18 protein-coding genes are annotated in these 26,411 nt (G+C 63.8%); 15 read left to right on the top strand and 3 right to left on the bottom strand.

The annotated features are described in order from the left end of the window. Positions 1-23: 23 nt before the first annotated feature. On the bottom strand, positions 24-4,874 hold the full coding sequence (locus SM130_RS09185) for an NAD-glutamate dehydrogenase (protein ID WP_102823788.1): 4,851 nt from the start codon (positions 4,872-4,874) through the stop codon (positions 24-26). A gap of 211 nt (positions 4,875-5,085) precedes the next feature. Here SM130_RS09185 and SM130_RS09180 point away from each other — a divergent pair, with 211 nt between their 5' ends. The 10 genes from SM130_RS09180 (at position 5,086) to SM130_RS09135 (ending at position 15,505) form a co-directional block, all read left to right on the top strand. Then, entirely contained in the window at positions 5,086-6,045 is a 960-nt protein-coding gene (locus tag SM130_RS09180; protein WP_102823787.1) for an AAA family ATPase, read from the top strand. Further along, positions 6,045-7,007, top strand: a complete 963-nt coding sequence (locus tag SM130_RS09175; RefSeq protein WP_102823786.1) for a DUF58 domain-containing protein — start codon at positions 6,045-6,047, stop codon at positions 7,005-7,007. The genes SM130_RS09180 and SM130_RS09175 overlap by 1 nt, the downstream gene beginning before the upstream one ends. Next, the gene (locus SM130_RS09170; RefSeq protein ID WP_102823785.1) at positions 7,004-7,498 is read left to right on the top strand and encodes a DUF4381 domain-containing protein; all 495 of its coding nucleotides are present in this window, start codon (positions 7,004-7,006) and stop codon (positions 7,496-7,498) included. Before SM130_RS09175 ends, SM130_RS09170 begins: the two co-directional genes overlap by 4 nt. Then, the gene (locus tag SM130_RS09165; RefSeq protein ID WP_102823784.1) at positions 7,491-8,510 is read left to right on the top strand and encodes a VWA domain-containing protein; all 1,020 of its coding nucleotides are present in this window, start codon (positions 7,491-7,493) and stop codon (positions 8,508-8,510) included. The genes SM130_RS09170 and SM130_RS09165 overlap by 8 nt, the downstream gene beginning before the upstream one ends. Next, complete coding sequence (locus tag SM130_RS09160) at positions 8,507-10,231, top strand: VWA domain-containing protein (protein WP_102823783.1); 1,725 nt, start codon at positions 8,507-8,509, stop codon at positions 10,229-10,231. The genes SM130_RS09165 and SM130_RS09160 overlap by 4 nt, the downstream gene beginning before the upstream one ends. Next, complete coding sequence (locus SM130_RS09155) at positions 10,228-11,856, top strand: BatD family protein (protein ID WP_102823782.1); 1,629 nt, start codon at positions 10,228-10,230, stop codon at positions 11,854-11,856. Before SM130_RS09160 ends, SM130_RS09155 begins: the two co-directional genes overlap by 4 nt. A 175-nt stretch (positions 11,857-12,031) precedes the next feature. Then, positions 12,032-13,252, top strand: a complete 1,221-nt coding sequence (locus SM130_RS09150) for a CmpA/NrtA family ABC transporter substrate-binding protein (protein ID WP_102823781.1) — start codon at positions 12,032-12,034, stop codon at positions 13,250-13,252. Positions 13,253-13,266: 14 nt separating this feature from the next. Next, positions 13,267-13,845 (top strand): ANTAR domain-containing response regulator, encoded by a 579-nt coding sequence (locus tag SM130_RS09145; RefSeq protein ID WP_102823780.1) that lies wholly within the window; start codon positions 13,267-13,269, stop codon positions 13,843-13,845. Positions 13,846-14,145: 300 nt separating this feature from the next. Beyond that, positions 14,146-14,868 (top strand): hypothetical protein, encoded by a 723-nt coding sequence (locus SM130_RS09140; RefSeq protein WP_102823779.1) that lies wholly within the window; start codon positions 14,146-14,148, stop codon positions 14,866-14,868. Between the two features lie 193 nt (positions 14,869-15,061). Next, positions 15,062-15,505 carry a thioesterase family protein gene (locus tag SM130_RS09135; protein ID WP_102823778.1) on the top strand — a complete coding sequence of 148 codons (444 nt, stop codon included), beginning with the start codon at positions 15,062-15,064 and terminating at the stop codon, positions 15,503-15,505. Here the strand turns inward: SM130_RS09135 and SM130_RS09130 are convergent. Further along, positions 15,489-16,439 carry a 1-phosphofructokinase family hexose kinase gene (locus tag SM130_RS09130; RefSeq protein ID WP_102823777.1) on the bottom strand — a complete coding sequence of 317 codons (951 nt, stop codon included), beginning with the start codon at positions 16,437-16,439 and terminating at the stop codon, positions 15,489-15,491. The genes SM130_RS09135 and SM130_RS09130 overlap by 17 nt on opposite strands. Positions 16,440-16,808: 369 nt before the next feature. On the opposite strand from SM130_RS09130, the gene SM130_RS09125 reads away from it, so the two are divergent. Together SM130_RS09125 and SM130_RS09120 are read left to right on the top strand one after the other, a co-directional pair. Further along, positions 16,809-18,020 (top strand): nitrate/nitrite transporter, encoded by a 1,212-nt coding sequence (locus SM130_RS09125; RefSeq protein WP_102823776.1) that lies wholly within the window; start codon positions 16,809-16,811, stop codon positions 18,018-18,020. Between the two features lie 67 nt (positions 18,021-18,087). Next, the gene (locus tag SM130_RS09120) at positions 18,088-19,761 is read left to right on the top strand and encodes a bifunctional protein-serine/threonine kinase/phosphatase (RefSeq protein ID WP_102823775.1); all 1,674 of its coding nucleotides are present in this window, start codon (positions 18,088-18,090) and stop codon (positions 19,759-19,761) included. A gap of 3 nt (positions 19,762-19,764) precedes the next feature. On the opposite strand, the gene SM130_RS09115 is transcribed toward SM130_RS09120, so the two are convergent. Next, on the bottom strand, positions 19,765-20,073 hold the full coding sequence (locus SM130_RS09115) for a hypothetical protein (protein ID WP_015276770.1): 309 nt from the start codon (positions 20,071-20,073) through the stop codon (positions 19,765-19,767). A gap of 487 nt (positions 20,074-20,560) precedes the next feature. On the opposite strand from SM130_RS09115, the gene nirB reads away from it, so the two are divergent. From nirB to SM130_RS09100, 3 genes are all read left to right on the top strand, one after another. Next, the gene (nirB, locus tag SM130_RS09110) at positions 20,561-23,011 is read left to right on the top strand and encodes a nitrite reductase large subunit NirB (protein ID WP_102823774.1); all 2,451 of its coding nucleotides are present in this window, start codon (positions 20,561-20,563) and stop codon (positions 23,009-23,011) included. Between the two features lie 24 nt (positions 23,012-23,035). After that, complete coding sequence (gene nirD / locus SM130_RS09105; protein ID WP_102823773.1) at positions 23,036-23,365, top strand: nitrite reductase small subunit NirD; 330 nt, start codon at positions 23,036-23,038, stop codon at positions 23,363-23,365. Between the two features lie 172 nt (positions 23,366-23,537). Further along, positions 23,538-26,387: a nitrate reductase gene (locus tag SM130_RS09100; RefSeq protein WP_102823772.1), complete on the top strand. Its 2,850-nt coding sequence runs from the start codon at positions 23,538-23,540 to the stop codon at positions 26,385-26,387. Positions 26,388-26,411: the final 24 nt, after the last annotated feature.

Here is a 26,411-nt window from a genome sequence, read left to right as displayed (position 1 = left end):
ATCGACCCCAGACGGCCGGGCGGTTAGCTATGTCCTACCGATTGCGCCAGCCCCTGCAACTCCCGGCTAGCGACAGCGTATATCGCGTAGTCATTACCGCTCGCACTACGCAACTCCGCCAACATCGATCGCCACCGCGCCAGCGGTGCCGGCCGTTGGGCCAGCCACGCATCGACCCGCTCACTGATCGACTCCGAGCCGTTCTCCATCTGCAACACCGAGACCGTAATGCTGCGTTGCTGGGAATCCAGGTCATCACGGAAGCCTTCACGGGCCAGCGCCTGCCAGTTATTGGCCACCGGCATGTTGCTCAGTTGGTGCAGATACCAGGGCAATTCCAGCGCTCCACCGACGGCGAAGTACGCTGCTGCGACATGCGCGGGAACCTGACCGGTCTCATCGGCCGCCTCGAGGATCGGCAACAGCGTGTACAGATGGTTCGTCCCCGCCACCATACGCGCGAGCAACTCGGGTACACCGGCTTCGGTGTAACGCCGATAGCGTTCCTGCCAATGGTCGCGGGTGGAACCTTGCAACAGCTCGTCGAGCTTCAACCCAAGAGCGGCGACACGCGGACCGAAGTGCGCGACATCCCGCGCCGCGTCCAGCTCGCTGCGACGGTTGCGCAGGAACCAACGCGTTGCACGCCGCCCTAGACGCATGAGTTCGTCCATCAGGCTCAGTTGCAGCTCTGCAGGCACTTTGTGATCGAGCGCCTCGATCTGCCGGAACCAGTGCGGCAGATGGAAGATGTCGCGGACGATCACATAGGCGCCAGCCACATTCGCGGCACTCATGCCGGTCGCCTCGTTCAACCGCTGAACGAAGGTGATGCCCATGTTATTGACCAGATCATTGGCAATCTGCGTGGCAACGATTTCGCGCTTGAGGCGGTGCTGCAGCATTGCCTCGCGGAACTGCTCGGCGAGCCGTTGCGGGAACGCACTGTCCATCTCCCGAGTGAGGTAATCGTCGTCCGGAACGCGGGAATCCAGCAGCGCTTTCTTGAGCTCGATCTTGCTGTAGGAAATCAGTACGGAAAGCTCTGGACGAGTCAGCCCTTTGCCAATCGTAGCGCGATCCGCCAAAGCCTCATCCGAGGGCAGGAACTCGAGTGCACGGTCGAGTTGTCCCGTGGCCTCCAAGGCGTTGATCAACCGCACGTACTCGGCGGCCCGCTCGCGCGAGCGATGCTGTGCCTGGGACAGCGCCTGGGTCTGCTTGTAGTTGTTGTGCAGCACAAGTTCGGCAACATCATCAGTCATCTCGAACAACAGCTGGTTTCGCTGCTTGGCGGTCATGTCACCGGCGCTGACCACCTCATTGAGCAGGATCTTGATGTTCACCTCATGATCCGAGCAATCAACCCCGCCGGCGTTATCAATGAAGTCGGTATTGCTCGAGCCGTCGTGCAAGGCGTATTCGACGCGCCCTAGCTGGGTCATACCGAGATTGCCGCCCTCGCCCACGACCTTTGCCCGCAGTTCGGCGCCGTTGACCCGTACCGCATCGTTGGCCTTGTCGCCAACCTCGGCATGGCTTTCGCTGCTGCTCTTCACATAGGTTCCGATGCCGCCATTCCAAAGCAGATCGACCGGCGCCTTGAGTAGCGCGTTCAGCAGCTCGGCAGGCGTCAGCTGGTCCGCTTCGATGGCGAAGCGCTGCTTCATCTGCGGCGTGATATGCACCCGCTTTGCCGAACGCGGGAAAATGCCACCGCCCTCAGAGATCAGAGACGCGTCGTAATCGGTCCAGGACGAGCGCGGCAAATCGAACAGTCGCTTGCGTTCGAGGAAGCTGCGGGCCGGGTCCGGATTCGGGTCGATGAAGATGTGCAGATGGTTGAATGCGGCCACCAACTGCAAGGTTTCGGACATCAGCAAGCCGTTGCCGAACACGTCGCCGGCCATGTCACCGATGCCGATCACACTGATGACGTCGGTCTGCACATTGATGCCGCGCTCGCGGAAATGGCGCTGCACGGAAACCCAGGCGCCGCGAGCGGTGATGCCCATTTTCTTGTGGTCATAACCTGCCGAGCCGCCTGAGGCAAACGCGTCGCCGAGCCAGAAGTCGTACTCGGCAGCGATGCCGTTGGCGATATCCGAGAAACTCGCCGTGCCTTTGTCCGCAGCAACCACAAGGTAAGGGTCATCGCCGTCATAGCGCAGTACGTTCGCCGGCGGTGCGACCTGGCCTTCGCGCAGGTTGTCGGTGATGTCCAGCAGGCCACTGATGAAGATCCGATAGCAGGCGATCGCTTCAGCCTGAATGTCATCACGCGAACCGGTGGTAGGCAGACGACGCGGTACGAAGCCGCCTTTGGCGCCGCCTGGGACGATCACCGCATTTTTCACCTGCTGAGCCTTGACCAGGCCAAGCACTTCGGTGCGGTAGTCCTCTTCGCGGTCGGACCAGCGCAGCCCACCACGGGCAACCTTGCCACCACGCAGGTGCACACCTTCGACCCGCGGCGAATAGACGAAGATCTCGTACATCGGCGCCGGTCGCGGCATTTCGGGGATAGCGCGCGGATCGAACTTGAAGCTGAAATACGGTTTGGGTCGGCCGTTAGCATCCGGCTGGTAGAAGTTGGTCCGCAGGGTCGCCTGGATCAACGCCAGATAGCGCCGCAGGATACGGTCCTCGTTAAGGACTGCGACGTCATCCAGCGCACTCAGAATCGCGTGCTCGAGCCGCTGCTGCTTGTCAGCCAGATCCTCGTCACCCAACTTGCGCGCCAAGTAGAAGCGCATCTTGAACAGCCGCACCAGTTCGCGAGCAATGTCCGTGTGATTGAGCAGTGCACTGGCGATGTAGCCCAGGTCGAAGCCCATGCGAATCTGCTTGAGGTAGCGCGCATAGGCTCGCAGCAGCGCCACTTCCCGCCAGGCCAATCCGGCAGTCAGGGCCAACCGGTTGAACGCATCGTTCTCGGCAAAGCCGCCATAGATATGGATGAACGCATCCTGCAGCGCCTCGTTGATCTCCAGGAGGTCGATTTCCAGCCCTTCGGCATAAGTGAAGGCGAAATCATGGATCCAGTATTCAGCGCCGTTTCGGTCGCGCAGCCGGAAAGGAAACTCTCCCAGCACGCGCAGTCCGAGATTCTCCATGATCGGCAGAATGTCCGACAACGGCAGCGGCGTGCCCAGGTGGTAAAGCTTGCAGTGGAGGCGATTCTCTTCCGCAGTGATCGGCTGATAGAAGCTCATCACCAGCGGACGCTCTTCACTCAGGTCGAGCACATGCTGCATGTCGACGGTGGCCGATTGCGGCGAAAAGCGCTCGCGGTAACCGGCCGGGAAGCCCTTGGGAAACTCGGTGAGCAGATGCGTGCCCTTGGCCTCACCGAATCGCTCGACCACCAAGCTCTGGTAATCGTCCTGCCAGGTGCGGCAGGCCTGCAGCACTTCCTGCTCCAGACGTACTGGATCGACCTGTACCGCCCTGCTGGGATCGAGGCGCAGGATGAACTGCACCCGCGTCAGCACGGACTCGGAGAAGTAAGTGGAAAACTCGCAATCGCTTGCCTCGAGCCGCTCCTGCAGAACCTGTTGGATCTTGAGCCGCGTCTCGGTCGAGTAACTGTCGCGCGGTACGTATACCAGGCAGTAGCAGAAGCGCCGGTACGGATCGAAGCGCAGGAACAGCCGCAGTCGATTGCGCTCCTGGATCTGCACGATGGCGATAGCGTTCTCGAACAGCTCGTCAATCGGCGCCTGGAACAACTCGTCGCGCGGCAGCACTTCGAGAACCTGCACCAGCTCCTTGGCCAAGTGGGCGGAGTTGCCGAAGTTTGCCCGCTGCACGACCGTCTCCACCTTGCGGCGAATGAACGGAATGCGTCGCACACTCTGGGTATAGACGGACGAGGTGAACAGACCGAGGAAGCGGCACTCGCGCACCACGCGCCCCTCGTCATCGAATTCACGCACCGACACGAAGTCTGGATACGCCGGGCGATGCACCCGGCTGGGCATGGCCGCCTTGGCAAACGACAGCAGCAGCGGCTCGCGCAAATAACTCACCGACTGGGCAGTGAGCGACTGCTCTTCCTCCGAAAGCCCGGTGCGCATGGACCGCGACAACCCCAGCAGCGAGCTTTCGTCGTAGACGATTCGTCCGCCGTCAGCCTGCTCCAGCACGGAGAACTCTTCGTAACCAAGGAAGGTGAAGTGATCGTCGGCCAACCAGCGCATGAAATCGCGAATTTCGTCCAGTTCGTCGCCGTCGATATTCAGATTGACCCGTTCCAACCGCCCTTGTAGCTCGACGGCCTTGCCCTTCATCGCAGAAAAATCGCCTACGGCCTGGCGCACGTCGGCCAGCACGCCGAGCAGTGATTGCTCCAATTCGCGCAACGCAGACGGGCTGGCGCAGCGATCTATTTCGACGAAGATCAGCGATTCAGCATGGCTATCGGCGACGCGCTGGTCCTTGGGCAGAAGTTCAAGCAAGCTGCCGTCGGCGGCGCGGCGAACCTGCAACACGCTGGTCTGCAGGGTGTGGATGCTGTAGCCGCGGCGCGTCAGCTCCATGCGTACCGAGTCGACCAGGAACGGCATGTCCGGGTGTAGCACCTCGACCACGCTGTGGGTCGACTGCCAGCCATGCTTCTCGAAATCAGGATTGAACACCTGCACTTCCGGCGTGGCGGGGTCGAAGCGCTCAAGCAGGCGCCAGCTGGCCAGCGTCGAACCAACCAGGTCACTCATGCGCCGCTCGGTGAGTTCCGGCAACGCGACGATGCCGAAGAACTGTTCGGCGAACAGATTCAGTTGCGGCAGGATTTTCGTGTCTACGTGTTGCGCTAACGCTGTCTGCAATTGCTGCTGAAAGTCGGCTTTGCTGGCCGCTGAAAAGAACGCCATGTATGGCTCCGCTTGGCTTGCTGGGGAAAGGCACGTCGGTAGTGACTGACGGCACAGGACGAAGGTTCAAGGTTAGTCTAGTTGAGGGCTAATGCAGTAAAGTGGCGCTTCTCCAACAGTCCCCTGCGACTGTCTGTAGCAGGCAATAGCTGCTGACGGCCCCGCCAGCCCCATCAGCCGATCTGCCGCCCACCCTGGAAGAAGCGAAACGATGGATCACCGTGAATCGATAACCGCGCTGCGACAGTTCCTGTCCACCCAGATTCTGGGCCAGGAACGGCTGATCGAACGACTGCTGATCGCCCTGCTCGCCGACGGCCATATGCTCGTCGAGGGTGCGCCGGGTCTGGCCAAGACACGCGCTATCAAAGAGCTCGCCGAGGGTCTGGAGGCCGAGTTCCATCGTATTCAGTTCACGCCCGACCTGCTGCCAGCGGACATCACCGGCACAGAAATCTACCGTCCGGAAACCGGCAGCTTCGTTTTCCAGCAAGGCCCGATCTTCCACAACCTGGTGCTTGCTGACGAGATCAACCGGGCCCCGGCCAAGGTGCAGTCGGCACTCCTCGAGGCGATGGCCGAACGGCAGGTCAGCGTCGGACGCAGCACCTACGACCTTCCACCGCTGTTTCTGGTGATGGCAACGCAGAACCCGATCGAACAGGAAGGCACCTACCCGCTGCCAGAAGCGCAACTGGACCGCTTCCTGCTGCACGTGAAGATTGGCTTCCCTGACGCCTCGGTCGAGCGCCGTATTCTTCAGCAGGCCAGGGGCGAAGCCATCAACGGCGAAGCGGCACCGGAGCACCGGGTCAGCCAGCAGGCCATCTTCGCCGCACGCAAGGACATCCTCGGGCTGTACATGGCCGACGCCGTAGAGGAATACCTCGTGCAGCTGATCATGGCGACCCGTACTCCGGCGAAGTTCGACGCCGAGCTGGCCGAGTGGATCGCCTATGGCGCGAGCCCGCGCGGATCCATCTCGCTGGACCGCTGTGCCCGTGCCCATGCCTGGCTGGCCGGGCGTGACTTCGTCAGCCCCGAGGATATCCAGGCGATGCTCTTCGACGTGCTGCGTCGCCGCCTGATCCTTTCCTTCGAGGCGGAAGCAGCCGGGATCGACCAGGACCGCGTCATCCAGCGCATTCTCGACGTGGTCGCGGTGGCCTGATGCAACCGCAGGCTTCCGGCAGCGGGCAGCCGAGCGAGCAGACCGCCGGCATCCGGGTGAGCCTGGCCGAGCTGATCGATATGCGCCATCGCGTGCGTGAAGTGCCCATTTTCTCCACGCCCCATCGCCGCAGTCCGCTGGTGGGTCTGCATCATTCCAAGCTGCGCGGGCGTGGTGTGGATTTCGACCAGGTCCGTGTCTACCAGGCCGGAGATGATGTGCGCACCATCGACTGGCGAGTCACCGCGCGCACCCAGGAGCCCCATACCAAGCTCTTCCATGAAGAACGCGAGCGCCCGATCTACATCGTCATCGAACAGAGCCCGCGCCTTTTCTTTGGTAGTGGCCGTCTGTTCAAGTCAGTGTTGGCAGCTCATGCGGCAAGCCTGATCGCCTGGGCGGCGCTCAGCCACAACGACCGGGTCGGCGGCTTGGTGTTCGGCAGCGAGCAGCAGGAGATCAAGCCGCGGCGCAGCAAGCAGAGCCTGCTACAGCTGCTCGATCGCGTCACGCAGGCCAACAACCGACTGCACCCGGAAAGCCCACTCGATCCGGAAGCGTTCAGCATGGCGCTACGCAGGGCACGAGAAGTGCTGCGCCCCGGTAGCCTGTCGGTGATTCTCTGCGACGAGCGCACCCTGACCGATGCCGCAGAACAACAGCTCAGCCTGCTGGCGCGCCATGTCGACTTGCTGTTGTTGCCCCTGTTCGACCCGCTGGATCGCGCCCTGCCCGCCGCCGGCCTGCTGCGCTTCAGTGAAGGCAATGCGCGGCTGGAACTCGATACCCACGACGCCGCGCTGCGTCAGCGCTACCGCGAGCTGGGCGAAGCGCGCAGCGCGCGTTGGCAGCGCCTGGCCAACCGTTTGCGGGTGCCGCTGATGCCGCTGGACACCCAGCATGACTTGATCGAACAGCTGCGCGAGCATCTGAGCGTCCGGCATCCGAGCACACGGCCATGAACCCGCTCGACCAGTTGGCACCGCTGATCAACCCGGAGCCTGTCCACTGGTGGCCCCCGGCGCCGGGCTGGTGGCTGCTCGGGCTGGTGCTATTCGGCGTCTTCGCTGCGTTGTGGCAGCTGCGCCATCGTCTGATCACGCGTCAACCACGCGTCCAGCCCGAGGCGCCATTGGACCCGCAGCGCCAAGAGGCGCTCATCGAGTTGTCCCGCCTGAGCAAGCCCTACGGCGGCCAACCCGCCAGCCAATGGCTGCAGCAGATCAACGGTTTGCTCAAGCGACTCTGCCGCATCCGCTATCCCGACGACCATCCGCACACGCTCAGCGGCCGTACCTGGCTGGCCTTTCTCGACAGCCGCTGCCCGGCCGCCGGACTGACCCGCTGGATGATTCTGGTCGAAGGCGCCTATCGAGCCGAGTGCCGGCTCGACGACAAGGCCATCGACGGCCTCGAACAATCCGTCGACATCTGGATTCGCAAGCATGTTTGAACTGGCCTGGCCCTGGATCTTTGCCCTGCTGCCCTTGCCCTGGCTACTGCGCGCACTGCTGCCGCCTGCCGACAGTGGCGAAGCCGCCTTGAAGGTCAGCTTCCTCGATGAGCTGCAACAACTCGCGGGGCGTCGCGCCCGTATCGCACTGCCCGCCTGGCGCCAGCAACTGCCCTACCTCACCATCTGGCTGCTGCTGCTGTTTGCCGCGGCCCGCCCGCAGTGGCTCGGTGAACCGCTGCCCCTGCCCACCAGTGGCCGCGATCTGCTGCTGGCTGTGGACGTCTCCGGCTCGATGGACTACCCCGACATGCAATGGCAAGGCGAGGAGCTGACACGCCTGGACCTGGTCAAGGTGCTGCTCGGCGACTTCATCGAACAGCGCCGCGGCGATCGCGTCGGCCTGATCCTGTTCGGCAGCAAGGCCTATCTACAGGCACCACTGACCTTCGACCGCCGCACGGTGCGTGTCTGGCTGGACGAGGCGCGGGTAGGCATTGCCGGCAGCAACACCGCTATCGGCGATGCCATCGGCTTGGCCGTGAAACGCCTGCGGGACCGACCAGCGAATAGCCGCGTGCTGGTGTTGATCACCGATGGCGCAAGCAATGGCGGTGAAATCGAGCCGCTGCTGGCGGCCTCGTTGGCCGCCGCTGAAGGCATACGAATCCACACCATCGGCATCGGCGCCGTTCCGGAAGAAGGTGGAGTACTCAGCCGCTTCGGCTTCAATCCGGGCCTGGACCTGGACGAGCCCACACTTCGCGCCATCGCCGACCAGACCGGCGGAGAGTACTTTCGCGCAGCCTCCAGCGCAGAGCTGAAGGCCATCGGCGACGCCCTGGATCGGCTCGAGCCAGCCGCACAGCAACCGACCCAAGCGCGCCTCGCCGAAGCGCTCTATGTCTGGCCGCTGTCGGCGGCACTGCTGATCAGTCTGCTGATGGTGGCGGCCAGCCTGTGGAGCGCTCAGCTGCAGCGCCTGGCATGGCGGCGGGAGCAGCGTCGATGAGCGAACTGCTGCCCTATCTGCTACGGCCCTACTGGCTGGTCATCCTGCCTCTGCTGATCTGGTTGCTGTGGCGGCTCTGGCACCGCCAGTTGCAAATCGGCCGCTGGCAGCGTTTGCTCCCGGAAGCCTTTCATGCGGCGCTGCTGACCCGCGGCCGGCTACGGCATAGTCGCTTGCCCTGGCTGGTACTCGGCGTTGCCTGGCTGCTGGCCGTCAGCGCCCTGCTCGGCCCCAGCTGGCAGCGCTTCGAGCAACCCAGCGTGAAGCGCAGCGATCCGCTGGTGGTGCTGCTGGAGCTCACCCCCTCGATGCTCGCTGGCGATGTTCCGCCCACGCGCCTGGAGCAGGCCAAGCGCAAACTGCTGGATCTGCTGGAGCGGCGACAGGACGTACAGACCGCCGTGGTGGTGTTCGCCGGCAGCGCCCACACCGTGGTGCCGCTGTCAGACGATCTGGCGACCACCCGTAACTTGCTGGATGCCTTGCATCCGGCCCTGATGCCCGAGCCGGGCCAACGTGCGGACCTCGCCGTCGCCAAGGGTCTCGCCCTACTCGAGCAAACGGGTCTGGGCCGGGGGCGCTTGCTGCTGATCGGCAGCAGTCTGGACGAGCACGAACACAGAGCAATCGGCACCTTGATGCGTGGGCGCGGCGAGAACCTGCTGATCCTCGGCGTCGGCACCGAACAGGGCGCACCCATTGCCGGAGACAATGGCAGCTTCCTCAAGGACGCACAGGGCGCGATCCTGATCCCGCGCCTGGACAATGCACGGCTGCAGCGCCTGGCCACAGAATTGGGCGGTCGCTACCAACAGGCACGCCTGGGCGACGACGATCTCGCGGCGCTCGGCCTGTTCGATGAGGCCGGTACGTTGCAGCACGACGACGAGATCACCCGATTCGAAGCCTGGTTGGATCAGGGCCACTGGCTCCTTGTGCCGCTGCTCCTGCTTGCTGCGCTGGCTGGCCGTCGCGGCTGGCTGTTCTGCCTGCCGCTCCTGCTGTTGCAGCCGCAGCCGGCCAACGCGTTCGAATTCGATGACCTGTGGCTGCGGCGCGATCAGCAAGGTCAACGCATGCTCGAGGCACAGCGCCCCGCCGAGGCGGCGGAGCGCTTCATAGATCCCCGCTGGCGAGCGACTGCGCGCTACCAGGCCGGCGACTATGCCGGCGCCGCGGAGCTGTTCGCCGAAGGCAATACAGCCGTCGATCACTACAATCGTGGCAATGCCCTGGCTCGCAGCGAAGCCTTGGAGGCTGCCATCGAGGCCTACGACCAGGCGCTCGATCTCCAGCCTGATCTGCAACCGGCACAACGCAACAAGGCACTGGTCGAAGAGCTGCTGCGCCGCCGTGAGGAACAGCCCGAATCCGAACAAGACCAGGATCAGCAGGACGAGCAAACTGAAGAACCGCAACCGCAGCCGCAGCCGCAGCAATCGCAGGAGCCAGGCTCGGCCAGTTCGCCGTCGTCCGACCACGCCGAAGGCGAAGCAGACCGGGAGGCCAGTGGCGCCGCGCAACCTTCGGTAAGCGAAACGACAGCGGATGCGCAAGAACAGGATGCCGCCACGGCCCTGGCGCAGCATGAAGCGCTCCCTGAGCAGGAGCGGCAACAAGCAATGGAACAATGGCTGCGACAGATTCCGGATAACCCCGGCGAGCTGCTGCGGCGAAAATTTCTCTACGAACAGCGCAAGCACCAGGAAACCAGTCGATGATGCGCCTGATGGCCTTTCTTCTGCTCAGCATCCTTGCCGGCCAGGCTGCAGCGGCCGGTCTTTTCGCTCGAGTGGACCGCACCCAGCTGAGCATCGACGAAACCTTCGAGCTGAGCCTGGAAAGCCAGGGCGGCGCGGTGTTCGGCAAGCCCGACCTGCAGCCGCTGGATGATCTGTTTCAAGTCTTCGATACCCGCCAGGTCAACCAGCTTTCGAGCAGCAATGGCGAAGCGCGGGCGATCACGCGCTGGTTGATCACCCTTCGTCCGAAGCAGACCGGCTACGTGGTCATTCCGCCACTGCAGCTGGGCGACTGGCGCAGCGAGCCGATTACCCTGCTGGTCCAGGAATCGTTGAAAAGCAGCGAAGGCGACCAGTTGGCACCGATCTTCATTGACGCCAGCGTCAACCAGGAAACCATCTACGTGCAGGCCCAGGTGATCCTCACGCTGCGCATCTACCATTCGGTTTCGCTTTACGACGACAGCACCCTGTCGCCGCTGCAGATGCCCGAAGCGCTGGTGGAGCGACTCGGTGAGCCACGTACCTATGAGAAGACCATCAATGGCATCCTTCATGGTGTCATCGAAGTGCGCTATGCCCTGTTTCCGCAGAAATCCGGCGAGCTGACGATCCCCGCCCAGCTGTTCAGCGCCACTACCGTGACCAACGGGAGTAACTCGGTATACGGCTCGCGCTCGGGTCGCTCGACTCAGGTCCGCTCGCCGAGCATCCCGCTGACGGTCAAGGCCAAGCCGGCAGACTATCCCGCTGATGCTCCCTGGCTGCCGGCACGCAGCCTGACGCTGGTGGAAGCCTGGAGCCCTGAGCCGGACCAGGCGCAAGCCGGCGAATCGCTCACCCGCAGCCTGTTGCTCAAGGCCGAAGGCTTGACCAGTACACAGCTGCCCGCCATCGGTTCCGCGCAAAGCGCAGAATTGCGCCGCTATCCGGACCAACCAAGCCTCGCAAACGAAGTCAGCGGTACCGGGCTGGTCGGTAGCCGTGAGCAGCGCGAAGCGCTGATTCCCACGCGCAGTGGCACGCTGCAGCTGCCTGCGCTGGAAGTGGTCTGGTGGAACACCGTTGAAGACCGGCTGGAACGCACCATCCTGGACGAACGCACCCTGACTGTTGCAGACAACCCGAATCTCGTGCCACCGCCTGCGGAGCAATCCGCCGTAGCGCCGGTGCCGGTCATGCAACAACCAGTTTGGCCTTGGCAGCTGAGCACCGCACTCTTTGCCCTCACCACCCTCGTCGGCTTCGGGCTGTGGTCACGTGCACGGCGACAGCCTGCGGTGCAACGCGCATTGCAACCCGGGCCGACCCCGCGCAGCCTGCTCGACGACCTGCGCCGCGCCTGCCAGGCCAATGATTCCCAGGCCACGCGCCAAGCGCTGGACGCCTGGGCACGGCAACAACCGGAGACGCTGGCGGACATGGCCGCCCGCTTCGTGCCGTTGTCCGATGCGCTGGACGACTTGAATGGCGCGCTGTACAGCGAAGCCGGGCAGCGCTGGCAAGGCGACGCCCTGTGGCAGGCGATCCAGGCACTGCCTCCGGCTGTTGGTCCTAGCGTCGAACAGGACAAGAGTGCCCTACCGCCGCTCTACCCTCGCTGATCGCCTGTGGCCTGGCTAACCATCGCTTGCCGACGCGGCGCGTATGTAGCGCGCTATGCACCATTTCCACGCTGGCATATCGCTTGCTTCAGGCTTGGCATAGACCACTCCTGAGCCGTCGCGGCACTCGTCGAGATCTGCACGCGCGCTTCGTAATCGAAAAGGCCAACACAGCATGACGGACTCCCCCTCGCCGCACCGCCACGACGCACTGGCCTGGGTTGCCGGCAGCGACGCACCGGAAAAGAGCTCGGTCAATCTCGGTTTTCTACCCCTCACGGACGCCGCATCACTGATCGTCGCGGCGACACAGGGCTTCGCGCAGCCATTCGGCCTGACGCTGAACCTGCAGCGGCAGAACTCCTGGTCGGCGCTGCGCGACAAGCTGATAGGCGGTGAACTGGACGCAGCCCACGGGTTGTACGGACTGATCTATGCCGTGCATCTGGGCATCGGTGGCAGCCCGGCGGTGGATATGGCAGTGCTCATGGGCCTTGCGCAAAACGGCCAGAGCATCAACCTGTCTGCCTCGCTGAAAGCCGCGGGCGTGACCGATCCGGAGGCGTTGCGCAACAGCGTGCGCCAAAGCGGTGCGCGACTGACCCTCGCGCACACCTTTCCCACCGGCACCCACGCAATGTGGCTGTACTACTGGCTCGCCGCCAATGGCATCCACCCCTTGCAGGATGTGCGAACGCTGGTGTTGCCGCCGTCGCAAATGGTGGCGCACCTGCGCGCCGAACGCATCGATGGCTTCTGCGCAGGCGAGCCATGGGGCGCCCAGGCGATCACCGAAGGCGTCGGTTTCACTCTGGCGACTAGTCAATCGATCTGGCCGGACCACCCCGAAAAGGTACTTGGCTGCACCCGTGCATTCGTCGAGCAATACCCAAACACAGCGCGTGCATTGGTAATGGCGGTACTCGAGGCAAGTCGTTTCATCGACCAGAGCCCGGAAAACCGCCGCAGCACAGCGCAGCTGATCGCCGGGCGGGAGTACATTGATGCACCGCTCGCGGCTATCGAGTCGCGCTTCCTCGGCACCTATCAGGACGGGCTAGGCAACGCCTGGAGCGACGAACACCCGCTGCGCTTTTTCGCTGACGGCGCCGCAAACATGCCTTATCTGTCAGACGGACTCTGGTTCATGACCCAGCTACGGCGTTGGGGTCTGCTGCGCCAGGACCCGGACTACCTGCAGGTAGCACAACAGGTTCAGCAGACCGAACTGTATCGACAGGCCGCCGAAGCGCTTGGCGTAGCCATGCCGGAGTCGACAATGCGCAGTGCCACACTCATGGACGGCAAGATCTGGGACGGCAGTGATCCGGCAGCCTATGCCCGCAGTTTCACGCTGCACGCCATGGCCGAGCAGGCCGTGGCGGCCACAGTTTGACAAGGGGGTCTGGCATGTTGCGCATCCTGCTGATCGACGACACCCCACGAAAGATCGGGCGCCTGAAAAGCGCGCTGATCGAGGCTGGCTTCGAAGTCATAGACGAGTCCGGCTTGAGCATAGACCTGCCCGAGCGCGTCGAGGCAATCTGCCCTGACGTGGTGCTGATCGATACCGATTCCCCCGGCCGCGATGTGCTGGAGCAAGTGGTGCTGGTAAGCCGCGACCAGCCACGGCCGATCGTCATGTTCACCGACGACAGCGACCCAGGTGCCATGCGCCAGGCCATCCGCGCTGGCGTCAGCGCCTACATCGTCGAAGGCATCCAGGCCCAGCGGCTCAAGCCGATCCTCGATGTGGCAATGGCGCGCTTCGAGACCGACCAGGCGATGCGTGCGCAATTGCAGGCCCGCGAGCAGCAGCTGGCTGAACGTAAACGCATTGAACTGGCCAAGGGGATGTTGATGAAGATGCGCGACTGCAAGGAGGAAGAGGCCTATACGCTGATGCGCCGCCAGGCGATGAGCCGGCAACAGAAACTGATCCAGGTCGCCGAACAGATCATCGCCATGAACGAGCTGCTCGGGCAGTAGCCCTGCCCGCTTGCGGTGCTACTGCCCAACGAAGCGCACCAGCACTGAGCGAATCTGGCCACCGCGCAGTCAGCGGCGCCAGCTAGCTGGATCGCCAAGTACGCATGCGGTGAGGCGCTCCGCTGAATTTGCTGCTCCTGGCGGCCTTGGCAAGCGACTTGCTTAGTTGCTTGGCCGACCCAACGAAGGCGTCCGGCGAAGACGAAGGCGCCCCGTTACCGCATGTTCTGCATGCCGGTCCGGACGCCTTTTTTATTGCATGCGCTGGACATGCTCCGTGCTTACTCTGGGATTTGCAGAATGACCATAACCGCAACCTTGGCGATCGCCTGTGCACTGCTGTTGCTGGGCCACTATCTGAACGGCATTGCCAGCGCCGAGCACTCCCGGCGCGTTAACCAGTTACGCATGCTGGCCGTTCAGGAAGATCTGGAGATTCTGCGCTTGCTGCAGCAACACCGCGGCCTGGGCGTGCAGAGCGAGCCCGCGGCGGTGGCTTTGCGTTCTGTCATGGCGGCAAACCTGACGCAGCGACTGCAACAACGTAGCGCCTTCCCCGATGCGTATTCGCTAACCGAGAGCTGGGCGGCGTTGCGCCTTACCCCGGAGGATTTCGACGCACATAGCGCGTTGATCGAAACCCTTATCGAAACGCTTGAGAACAGGGCATCGCTTCCCAACGACAAAATCGCCCCCATCGCTGCAGCATGCCGCGAACTGGAAGACGTGGCGCGTCTGCGCGGATTGTGCGTTATCGCCTCGAACCAGGGCGGCTGCACGCCAACCCTGCACAAACGCCTGGAGGCGCTCTGCCGACGCATCCGCAGCGGTGCGGATACGGAGCTCAACCGGTTGGTCGGCAAGCTTGAGCGTGGCGTGATCCATAAGATTCAGCCGCGGCTGAGCCCGCCCGAATGCTTTGCCCTGGTCACCCCCTTCATCGATGCGCGCCTGCATGCCATCCAGCAGTGCCTGCTGCACGGCGACACACCGGCGCAGCCCGGCTTGCATCGGCTGGGGTAACAGGGCCATCAGCCGCCATGATTTCAATCATGCTCCGGGCTCGGGCCGCGAACGGAGGGATTTTCCCTGGGAGCGGCCTTGGCCCGGTCGATGCCGACCCATTTGCGGTCAAGAGCGCTCTGCCGTGCGTGCCTAACCTGTGGGAGTGACGCGGCGCTAGAATGCGCGCCTTCGATCGACAACCGAGCGACCCATGGCGCGCCTGAATCTACAGTTCCCGGAAGACCAGTACTGCTTCTCCACCCAGCTCACCGTACGAATCACCGACATCAACGCCGGCAACCATCTGGCCAACGACTCGATGATTTCAATGATCTCCGAGGCGCGGGCGCGCTTTCTATTTGCCTATGGCGTGGCCGAAACCCGCCAGGACGGAGCCGGGATCATCGTCACCGACCTGGCCACGACCTATAAAGCCGAGGCCCATGCCCGTGACGCGCTGCTGTTCGAAGTCGGCGTGATGGATTTCAACAAGTACGGCGGAGACATCATCTTCCGCATCACCCGTCCCGCCGACGGCACGCTGATCGCCATGGCCAAGTCCGGTTTCGTCTTCTACGACTATTCCCAAAGCCGCGTCGTCGCCATGCCCGAGGCGTTCGCTGGCAAGTTTCCGCGGGTCAACCGACTCGACTAGAGTCGCTTTCCTTGGTTGGCAGTAACCGCTGGACATCCTCGCGACGGCATAGCTCGGTGCCCGGGCGCATCACCGTGGAGGCACCGGCAGCGATGCCCCGGCGTACTGCGTCCTGCAGTGAGCACCCTTCGGCCAGTGCCAGCACGATGGCACCAAGCATGCTGTCGCCCGCTCCAACCGCGCTGACCACCGGGACATCCGCCGATGGCAGCCGCTGCAGCGCATCGCCACAGGCGTACAGCGCCCCTTCGGCACCCAGCGACAACACGACAATTTCCGCACAGCCCTGAACGATCAGGCTGCGCAGGGCTTGTTCCTGCTCGGTTTCGCTGGTGACCGCGCGGCTCATCAGCGTGGACAACTCATCGAGGCTCGGCTTCATCAAATAGGTGCCGCCTTGCCGGGCTGCGTAACGCAAAGGCTCACCGGACAGATCGACGACCAGCCGGGCACCGATACCTCGGGTAAGCGCCAGCAGCTCGTCGTAAAAACTCAGGCCAACGCCGGGCGGAAAGCTGCCACTCAACACGACGAACAGCGGCGCGGGCTGCAGTGCCGCCAAGCCGTCGAGGCAGCGCTGCAGTTCCTGTGCGGACAGCGTCGGACCAGGCAGCACGAAGCGGTATTGCAGGCCTGACTCCAGTTCATCGACGGTGAAGCTCTCGCGGGTGTCGCCAGCAATCGAGACCGGGCGATGCACCAGGCCCAGCTCGTCCAGCGAACGTTGCAACAGATCACCGAATGGGCCGCCCGCCGGGTAGACGGCAACCGCCTTGCCTCCCAGCGTCTTTACCACTCGCGCCACGTTGATCCCGCCGCCGCCCGGATCATGACGCGGTAGCGAACAACGCAACTTCTCGGTACTGGTCACCCGGGCGGTGCTGACGGAAAGATCCATCGCGGGATTGAGGGTGAGGGTCGCAATCAGAGGCATCGCTCGCTCCTTGGGCAAAAGCAGGCCAAGCCTATCAGCAACCGCAGCACCGGAGGCGTTGCGCAAAGCCAGGAAGCTTGCCCCGATTTGGCGCGCAGTTGCGCGCTATCTGTGCGCTGCGCTGCCACGGGCCAACCGCGAATTACCTCGAACCCTCGCAGATCGAGGCTTTCGCCAGCTGGCACGCTAGATGCTAGATCCGCTCCAGGCAGGCCAACGGCGGTCTGCAAAACACGACAAAGGCGTCGCACCACTCCTGCTCCGGCAGGCGTGCTGCGGCGCCTTTTTTGTTTTTCCGCCTCGACGAAGGGGCGGCCTGAGCAGCCCTGGCGACCAACGCCGCATAACGAACGCCCTGGAGCAGAGCCAATGAGCACGAGTTTCTGGAAAGCCGGCCACACGCCGACCCTGTTTGCCTCCTTCCTCTACTTCGACCTGAGCTTCATGGTCTGGTACGTCCTTGGCCCGCTGGGCGTGCAGATTGCCGCCGATCTCGGCCTGACCACCCAGCAGCGCGCCTTCATGGTGGCCACGCCGATTCTTGCCGGCGCGGTATTACGCCTAGTGCTGGGCATCCTGGCTGATCGCACCTCACCGAAAACCGCTGGCCTGTTCGGCCAGGTCGTGGTGATCGTTGCGCTGTTCGTCGCCTGGCTGCATGGCATCCACAGCTATGAGCAGGCTTTGCTGCTCGGGCTGTTCCTCGGCATGGCCGGCGCATCCTTTGCCGTGGCACTGCCGCTGGCCTCGCAGTGGTATCCGGCCGAGCATCAGGGCAAAGCCATGGGCATTGCCGGCGCTGGCAACTCCGGCACCGTGCTGGCCGCCCTGTTCGCGCCGGTACTGGCGGCCATCTTCGGCTGGAACAACGTGTTCGGCTTGGCGCTAATTCCACTGGTGCTCACGCTGATCATCTTCGCCAGTGTGGCGAAGAATGCGCCCAACCGCCCTGCGCCAAAGTCGCTGGCCGACTACATGAAGGCGCTGGGCGACCGCGACAGCTGGTGGTTCATGTTCTTCTATAGCGTGACCTTTGGCGGCTTCCTCGGCCTCGCCAGCACCCTGCCCGGCTATTTCCATGACCAGTACGCCTTTGACCCGGTCAAGGCTGGCTACTACACCGCTGCCTGCGTCTTCGCCGGCAGCCTGCTGCGCCCACTCGGCGGCGCGCTGGCCGACCGCATCGGCGGTATCAGGGCGCTATTGGTGATGTACACCGTCGCCGCATTCTGCATCGCCGCGGTGGGCTTCAACCTACCGAGCTCCACTGCCGCGCTGGCGCTGTTCGTGGTTGCCATGCTCAGCCTGGGAGCCGGCAATGGTGCGGTGTTCCAACTGGTGCCGCAGCGTTTCAACAAAGAAATTGGCGTGATGACCGGACTGGTCGGCATGGCCGGCGGTATCGGCGGCTTCCTGCTCACCGCCGGTCTCGGTGCGGTCAAGCAGTCCACCGGCGATTACCAGCTTGGCCTTTGGCTGTTTGCCAGCCTCGGCGTGCTTGCCTGGTTCGGCCTGTACGGCGTCAAGCGTCGCTGGCGCACCACCTGGGGCTCGGCTGCCGTGACCGCGGCGCGGGTGTGATGTCCACCCAGGTCCTTCAGGGCGCGAATATTGCTCTGCTGCAGTACGCAGTCTTTCGAGAACGACCATGCCCCTGCGATTGAGCTATGGCGAAGCCAGCGCTGCCGGACCGCGCCCAGAAAACCAGGACGCAATACGTATCGTCACCCCGGCACCCGGACTGGCGACCGGCAAGGGCTACCTGTTCGCCCTGGCCGATGGCGTCAGCCAGTGCGCTGATGGCGGGCTGGCGGCGCGCGCATCTTTGCAGGCGCTGGCGTTCGACTACTACGCGACGCCCGAAACCTGGGCCGTCGCGCAATCGCTGGACCGCGTTCTGGTCGCGCATAACCGTTGGCTGCAGGCCAACGGTGGCAGCCAGCCGCTGCTGACCACCCTCACCGCGCTGGTGCTGCGCGGTCGACGCTTTACCCTGGCCCACGTCGGCGACTGTCGCGCCTATCGCTGGAATGGCTCGTTGCTCGAGCGGCTCAGCGAAGACCATGTCTGGGAACAATCGGGCATGCAGCACGTGCTCAAGCGCGCGCTGGGGCTGGATCAGCACCTGGTGGTGGACTACCTCGACGGCGAGTTGCACGAAGGCGAAAGCTACCTGTTGCTGAGCGACGGTGTCTGGTCATGCGTCACCGAGCGCGACATCACCCATATCCTGCGCGATCAGCCTGACCTCAGCGCCGCGGCACAGGCGCTGGTCAATCTGGCACATCAGAGCGGCAGCCAGGACAACGCCAGTGCCTTGCTGCTGCGCGTTGACGCGCTTCCCGAAGCGGTGCTGGCCGACGCCCTGGCGCAGCTCGATCATTGGCCGCTGCCACCGAAGCTACGTCCCGGCCAGCTGTTCGAAGGCTGGCAGATGCAAGCGCTGCTGCATGAGTCAAGGCAATCCTTGATCTACCGTGTTCAGGACGCTCAGGGCCAGGCCTGGCTACTGAAGACGCTGCCGCCCAGTCGGCAGGATGAAGCTGACGCCGGGCCTGCGCTGTTACAGGAAGAATGGTTCATGCGTCGGGTTGCCGGGCGCAACTTCGCCGAACTGCACCCGCTGCCAGCACGGCAACACCTCTATTACGTGCAGCGCGAATACAGGGGGTCGACCCTCGCACGACGCTTGGAGCGGGACGGCCCGCTGCCCCTGGCCGATCTGCTGCAGGTCGCGTCCCGGCTGATCCGCGCGGTCGGCATGCTGCATCGGCGCAACATCCTGCACCGCGACATCAAACCGGAAAATCTGCTGCTGGGCGAAGACGGCGAGCTGCGCATCCTGGATTTCGGCCTGGCGTTCTGCCCTGGGTTGTCTCGCGACCTACCCAATCACCTGCCGGGCACACCAAGTTTCATCGCGCCCGAAGCATTCACTGGCGCTGAACCCAGTACGGCGCAGGATCTCTACGCCACTGGCGTAACGCTCTATTTCCTGCTGACGGGGCACTATCCCTACGGCGAGATCGAAGCCTTTCAGCGTCCGCGCTTCGGCAACCCGACACCGGTCAGCCGCTATCGCCCGGACGTGCCGACCTGGCTGGAGGAAAGCCTGAGCCGAGCAGTGGCGGCCGAACCGCGCCAACGCTTCGAAACCGCCGAGCAATGGCTGCTGGAACTGGAACAGGGCGAACAGCGCAGCGCCAACCTGCATCCACTTCCGCTGCTCGAACGTGAACCGCTTAAGGTCTGGCGCGGCATGGCATTGCTGTCGCTGTTGCTCAACCTGCTGCTGGTGGTGTTGCTGATAAAAGGCGCGTGACGCTCAGCGCCGGGTAATCAGCCCCTGGCGCGCCACCCGGGTCAGCTCACGTACGCATTCTTCCAGGCGCTCGGCGGTCGGTGCCTGAATGACAGCGAGGTCGAAGCTGTCGGTGGCGAAACGTGCCAGCGACTCGTCGGCCGTGGCGAACTGGATTAGCAGGGCGCGGGATTTGCGATGACGTCGCGGCCAGCCTTCGAGGTAGCGCAACAGAGACGGCTGGTGAGTGCCGCCAAGGAGGATTTTTGGATTACTGGGGTGTAGGCCGCTGGTGATCGGGGCCAGGCGCAACTGAGCGTGCTTTGCATTCATTGATTCAACTTCCGCCTCGAGGATTCCGCTGGGCAGCGGTGGGAGGCGACACCGGAACCAGCGCTTTAGCGGTATTTCGAAGCCATTGGCTCCAGGCGCCCCGCAAGTAGCTGACTAAATCGGCGCATGGGCGAAACTTTAGAAAGCCAGCCGGCGCCTGTCAACGGCCTTTTGGCGTCGGTGCCAGAGCGATTCGCACCATCAGGGCGCAAGCCGCTGCATATCAGTGCAACGAACCACCCTGAGCAACTCGCCAGCAATGCCTCAAGCCCTGGAAAATGGCGTATTCACAAGTTGGCACAGCCTCTGCAATGTAAACCTCGAAGAATCATTACAACCTGACCCTCAACGTGGAGTGGCCAGGTTTCCCGATAGAGCGGGACACGGACAAAGGCGTCCTCACTGGGTAACCGGTGGGACGCCTTTTTTGTTGTTGGAAAATATCGAGCAGGCCGGGCGACAACGTCGACTGGCACGGAGAATCGGCATGAAGAAACTCAAACTGGTGATGATCGGCAACGGCATGGCCGGGGTGCGCACCCTGGAGGAACTGCTCAAGCTCACCAACGAGCTCTACGACATCACAGTGTTCGGCGCCGAACCACACCCGAACTACAACCGCATCCTGCTCTCCCCCGTGCTGGCCGGCGAACAGCAGTTCGAAGAGATCGTGCTCAACGATCTCAACTGGTACGCCGAGAACGACATCCACCTGATGCTCAACCGCAAGGTGGTGAAGATCGACCGCGTAAAACGCCGGGTGATCGCCGATGACGGCAGTGAGGCGGAATATGACCGCCTGCTCATTGCCACCGGCTCCAACCCGTTCATCCTGCCGATTCCAGGCAAGGACCTGCAGGGCGTAATCGGCTACCGCGACATCGCCGACACCCAGGTAATGATGGAAACCGCCAACACCCACAAACACGCAGTGGTCATCGGCGGCGGTCTGCTCGGCCTGGAAGCGGCGAATGGCCTGAAGCTGCGTGGCATGGACGTCACCGTGGTGCACATCGGCGACTGGCTGATGGAGCGCCAGCTGGACAAGACTGCCGGCACCCTGCTGCAGAGCGCGCTGGAAAGCCGCGGACTGAAGTTCCTGCTGCCCAAGCACACTGCCGAACTGCTCGACAACGGAGAAGGCCGGGTCTGCGCGGTCAAGTTCAAGGACGGTGAGGTGATCCCCGCCGACCTGGTGGTGATGGCCGCGGGCATCCGGCCCAACAGCCAGCTGGCCGAGCAGGCCGGCATCCCCTGCAACCGCGGCATTCTGGTCAACGACACCCTGCAGACCTATGACCCGAGGGTGTACGCTGTCGGCGAATGCGCAAACCATCGTGGCACCGCCTATGGCCTGGTCGCGCCGCTGTTCGAGCAGGCCAAGGTCTGCGCCAACCACCTGGCCATGCTCGGCTTCTCCCGCTACCTGGGTTCGGTGACCTCGACCAAGCTCAAGGTCACCGGTATCGACCTGTTCTCGGCGGGCGATTTCATCGGCGGCGACGGCACCGAAACCATCACCCTGTCCGACCCCATCGGCGGCATCTACAAGAAGCTGGTGATCAAGGACGACGTGCTGGTAGGCGCCTGCCTCTACGGCGACACCGCCGACGGCGGCTGGTACTTCCGCCAGGTGCGCGAGGGCCAGAACGTCGGCCAGATCCGCGACCATCTGATGTTCGGCGAAGGCGCCATCGGCGACGCTGGCCACCAGGGCCAGAGCAAGGCCATGTCGATGCCCGACGACATGGAAGTCTGCGGCTGCAACGGCGTGTGCAAGGGCACCATCGTCAAGGCGATCCAGGAACACGGGCTGTTCTCTGTGGATGAAGTGAAAAAGCACACCAAGGCTGCGAGTTCCTGCGGCTCCTGTGCCGGGCTGGTCGAGCAGATTCTGATCAACACCGTCGGCGGCGCGGCGGACGTCAAGCCGAAGAGCGAAAAAGCCATCTGCGGCTGCAGCGACCTCAACCATGGCCAGGTGCGCAAGGCCATCCGTGAGCACCACCTGACCAGCATTCCGGCGGCCATGGCCTTCATGGATTGGCGTACGCCCAACGGCTGCGCCACCTGCAGGCCGGCGCTGAACTACTACCTGATTTCTACCTGGCCGGGCGAAGCCAAGGACGACCCGCAGTCGCGTTTCATCAACGAGCGCGCCCACGCCAACATTCAGAAGGACGGCACCTACTCGGTAATCCCGCGGATGTGGGGCGGCGTCACCAATGCCGCCGAGCTGCGGCGCATCGCCGATGTGGCGGACAAGTATCAGGTGCCGATGGTCAAGGTCACCGGCGGCCAGCGCATCGACCTGCTCGGCATTCGCAAGGAAGACCTGCCGGGCGTCTGGAAAGACCTGGACATGCCTTCCGGTCACGCCTACGGCAAATCCATCCGCACCGTGAAGACCTGCGTCGGCAGCGAGTTCTGCCGCTTCGGCACGCAGAACTCGACGCAGATGGGCATCGATCTGGAACACGCGCTGTTCAACATGTGGTCGCCGCACAAGGTCAAGCTGGCCGTCTCCGGTTGCCCGCGCAACTGCGCCGAATCCGGCATCAAGGACGTCGGCATCATCGGCGTGGACTCCGGTTGGGAGCTGTACATCGGCGGCAACGGCGGCATCAAGACCGAGGCCGGCGAGTTCTTCGTCAAGGTGAAAACGGCCGATGAGGTCATGGAGTACAGCCTGGCGTTCCTGCAGCTCTACCGCGAAGAAGCCTTCTACCTCGAGCGCACCGTGCACTACATGCAGCGCGTCGGCATGGATCACATCAAGAAGGCCGTGTTGAACGACGCCGAGCGACGCAAGGCGCTGCACCAGCGACTGCTGTTCTCGCTCTCCTTCGAGCAGGACCCGTGGCAGGAACAGCTCTCCAAGCCGCAGCTGAAGAAGGAATTCGACCGCATCGCCGTCAAGCAGCTGGAAAACGCCTGAGAACCTGATCTGGAGAGACACCGCATGAACTGGCTCGATATCTGCGCACTGGATGAAATCAACCCGCTCGGCTCGCGCATCATCGCCGGCCCCAAGGGCGACATCGCGATCTTCCGCACCTCGGACGATCAGGTCTTTGCGCTCGACGACCGCTGCCCACACAAGGGCGGTCCGCTGTCGCAGGGGATCGTCTACGGCAAGCAGGTCGCCTGCCCGCTGCACAACTGGCAGATCGACCTGCAAAGCGGCGAAGCACTGGCGCCCGACGTCGGCTGCGCCCATCGCCACGAGGCGCGTGTCGAGAATGGTCGCGTGCAGCTTTCGCTGAATACACGCAAAGAATGTGCGGCTTAGAACATGCAGCTGCGCACCGTAGGGTGGGCTTCGGCCCACCGCTTGTTCGGCTTTTGCCTATGAACGGCCACCGCCACGCCGCGCGCTCCGCTGTGGTCAGCGCCCCGCGGCTTGGTGGGCTGAAGCCCACCCTACAGCTCCGGCCCGGCGATAACTTCCAGGAGACGACGCCATGCGTATGACAACCGCCTCAACTTGCTGCTACTGCGGTGTCGGCTGTGGCGTGCTGATCGAACACGACGGCGAGCGCATCCTCGACGTGGCCGGCGACCCCAGCCATCCGGCCAATTTCGGCAAGCTATGCAGCAAAGGCTCGACCCTGCACCTGACCGGCGATCTCGACGCCCGCGCGCTCTACCCCGAGCTGCGCCTGGGCAAGGGCCTGGCCCGCAGCCGTACCGACTGGGACAGCGCCCTGGAGCATGCCGCCAACGTATTCGCCGAGACCATCCGCGAACACGGGCCGGACAGCGTGGCCTTCTATGTCTCCGGCCAGCTGCTGACCGAGGACTACTACGCCTTCAACAAGCTCGCCCGCGCGCTGGTCGGCACCAACAATCTGGATTCCAACTCGCGGCTGTGCATGTCCTCGGCGGTGGTCGGCTACAAGCGCAGCCTGGGCGCCGACGCCCCGCCCTGCTCCTACGAGGACATCGAGCTGGCCGACTGCCTGCTGATCGCCGGCAGCAACATGGCCTACGCACACCCGGTGCTGTTCCGCCGCCTGGAAGAAGCCAAGGCGAAGCGGCCGGAGATGACCATCATCGTCATCGACCCGCGGCGCACCGACACCAGCGAGCTGGCCGACCTGCACCTGGCGATCCTGCCGGGCACCGACGTCGCGCTGTTTCACGGCTTGCTGCATATCCTCATGTGGGAAGGCTGGATCGACCGCCATTTCATCGATGCTCATACCGAAGGCTTCGATGCGCTGAAAAGCCTGGTGCGCGACTACACCCCGGCCATGGTCGCCGACCTTTGCGGCATCTCTGTAGATGATCTGCAAACCTGCGCACGGCTGATTGGAAAACCCAGGGCGCGCAGGAGCGTCGCGAGCGAAGGTGCGGCAAGGCAAAAAACGGCGAGGGAGCGGAGTTTACATGCAGTAAATGAGCATCCCGAGCCGGTTTTTAACGCGGCCGCACCGAGTGCAGCAGCTCCTGCGCGTCATGGGGCGCCGAGCTTTCTAAGCCTGTGGTGCATGGGGCTGAATCAGTCCACCGCCGGCAGCGCGAAGAACAGCGCGCTGATCAATCTGCACCTCGCCACCGGACAGATCGGCAAGCCGGGCGCCGGGCCCTTCTCGCTGACCGGCCAGCCGAACGCCATGGGCGGACGCGAAACCGGCAGCCTGTCCAATCTGCTGCCCGGCCACCGCGACGCAACCAATGCCGAACACCGCGCCGAAGTGGCGGAGTACTGGGGCGTAGAGCAGCTGCCGGCGCAGCCCGGGCTGTCCGCCATCGAGCTGTTCGAGGCGGTGCGCGCCGGCAAGATCAAGGCGCTGTGGATCGCCTGCACCAACCCGGCTCAGTCGCTGCCGGACCAGCAGAAAGTCCATGAAGCGCTGGCCACCTGCCCCTTCGTCTTGGTGCAGGAAGCCTTTTTCACCACCGAAACCTGCCGCCACGCCGACCTGCTGCTGCCAGCCGCCAGTTGGGGCGAGAAGGAAGGCACCGTGACCAACTCCGAGCGCCGTATCAGCCACGTGCGCCGTGCCGTGCCAGCCCCAGGCGAGGCCCGTGCGGACTGGGCAATCACCTGCGATTTCGCCCGGCGCCTGGAGCGCCGCCTGCGCCCCGGCGAACCGAGTCTGTTCGCGTTCGATAACTCCGAAGCGCTGTTCGAGGAATACAAGCCGCTCACCGCCGCCCGCGATCTGGACTACAGCGGCCTGAGCTACGCCGTGCTCGATGCGCTCGGCCCGCAGCAATGGCCGTTCCCGCCGGGCAGCGAACAGGGCACCGCGCGGCTGTATGGCGACGGTGTGTTCCCAACTGCCAACGGCCGCGCGCGTTTCATCGACGAGCATTATCAGGCGCCGAAGGAAAAGCGCGAGGCGCGCTATCCGCTGACGCTCAATACCGGCAGGCTGCGTGATCAATGGCACGGCATGAGCCGCACCGGCACTGCGGCGCGGCTGTTCGGCCATGTCGAGGAAGCACTGCTCGGTATGAACGCTGAGGACATGCGCCGCCGGCGTCTGCTGGACGGCCAGTTGGTGAAGGTGAAAAGCCGCCGCGGCAGCCTGGTCGTCCCGGTGCAGAAGGATGACAACCTGCGCGCCGGCCAGGCCTTTCTGCCGATGCACTGGGGCGATCGCTTCCTCAAGGGGCTGGGCAGCAACGTCCTGACCCTGGCCAGCGTCGACCCCTTGTCGAAGCAGCCGGAACTCAAGCACGCCGGCGTCGAAGTGGAACAGGTCGAATTGCCGTGGCAGTTCTTTGCGCTGGTTGAAGGCGACGTACAGCGTCGCTTCGAGGCATTGCGGCCCCTGTTCGAGGCCTTCGACTTCGCCAGTTTCAGCCTCGGCGGTCGCGAACGCTCGGCACTGCTGATCCGCGCCGCCCGGCAGTCGACGCCAACGGCTGCTGAGCTGGACGCCATCGACCGGCTGCTCAGCCTCGAAGAAGGTCCGGTGCTGGCCTATGACGATCCGCGACGCGCGGTCGGCAAGCGCGTGCGCATCGAAGAGGGTCGCATCGTCGCCTTGCGCCTGGCCGGCGAAACCGCCGCCCGACACTGGCTGCGCGGACTCTGGGAAAGCGGCAGCGCCGACGCCGAACTGCGCCGCTGGTTGCTGGCGCCGCTCAGCGCCCCGCCAGGTGGCGCGACAATCAGCACTGACCGCACGTTGTGCAACTGCATGAACGTCAGCCAGAGCAAAGTCCGCGCAGGCATCGAGCGTGGGCTCGACCTCACTGGGCTCAAGCAGGAGCTGGGTTGTGGCACCAGCTGCGGCTCCTGCATTCCCGAAATCAAGCGCCTGCTGGCCAGCCAGCCGGAACGCGCACTTTCCTGATACCGACCAAGACGAGGATTACCC

Origin of the sequence: Stutzerimonas stutzeri (assembly GCF_038561965.1) — a bacterium.
Classification (GTDB): Bacteria; Pseudomonadota; Gammaproteobacteria; order Pseudomonadales; family Pseudomonadaceae; genus Stutzerimonas; species Stutzerimonas stutzeri_AA.
This window is presented reverse-complemented; position numbering and strand designations above follow the sequence as displayed.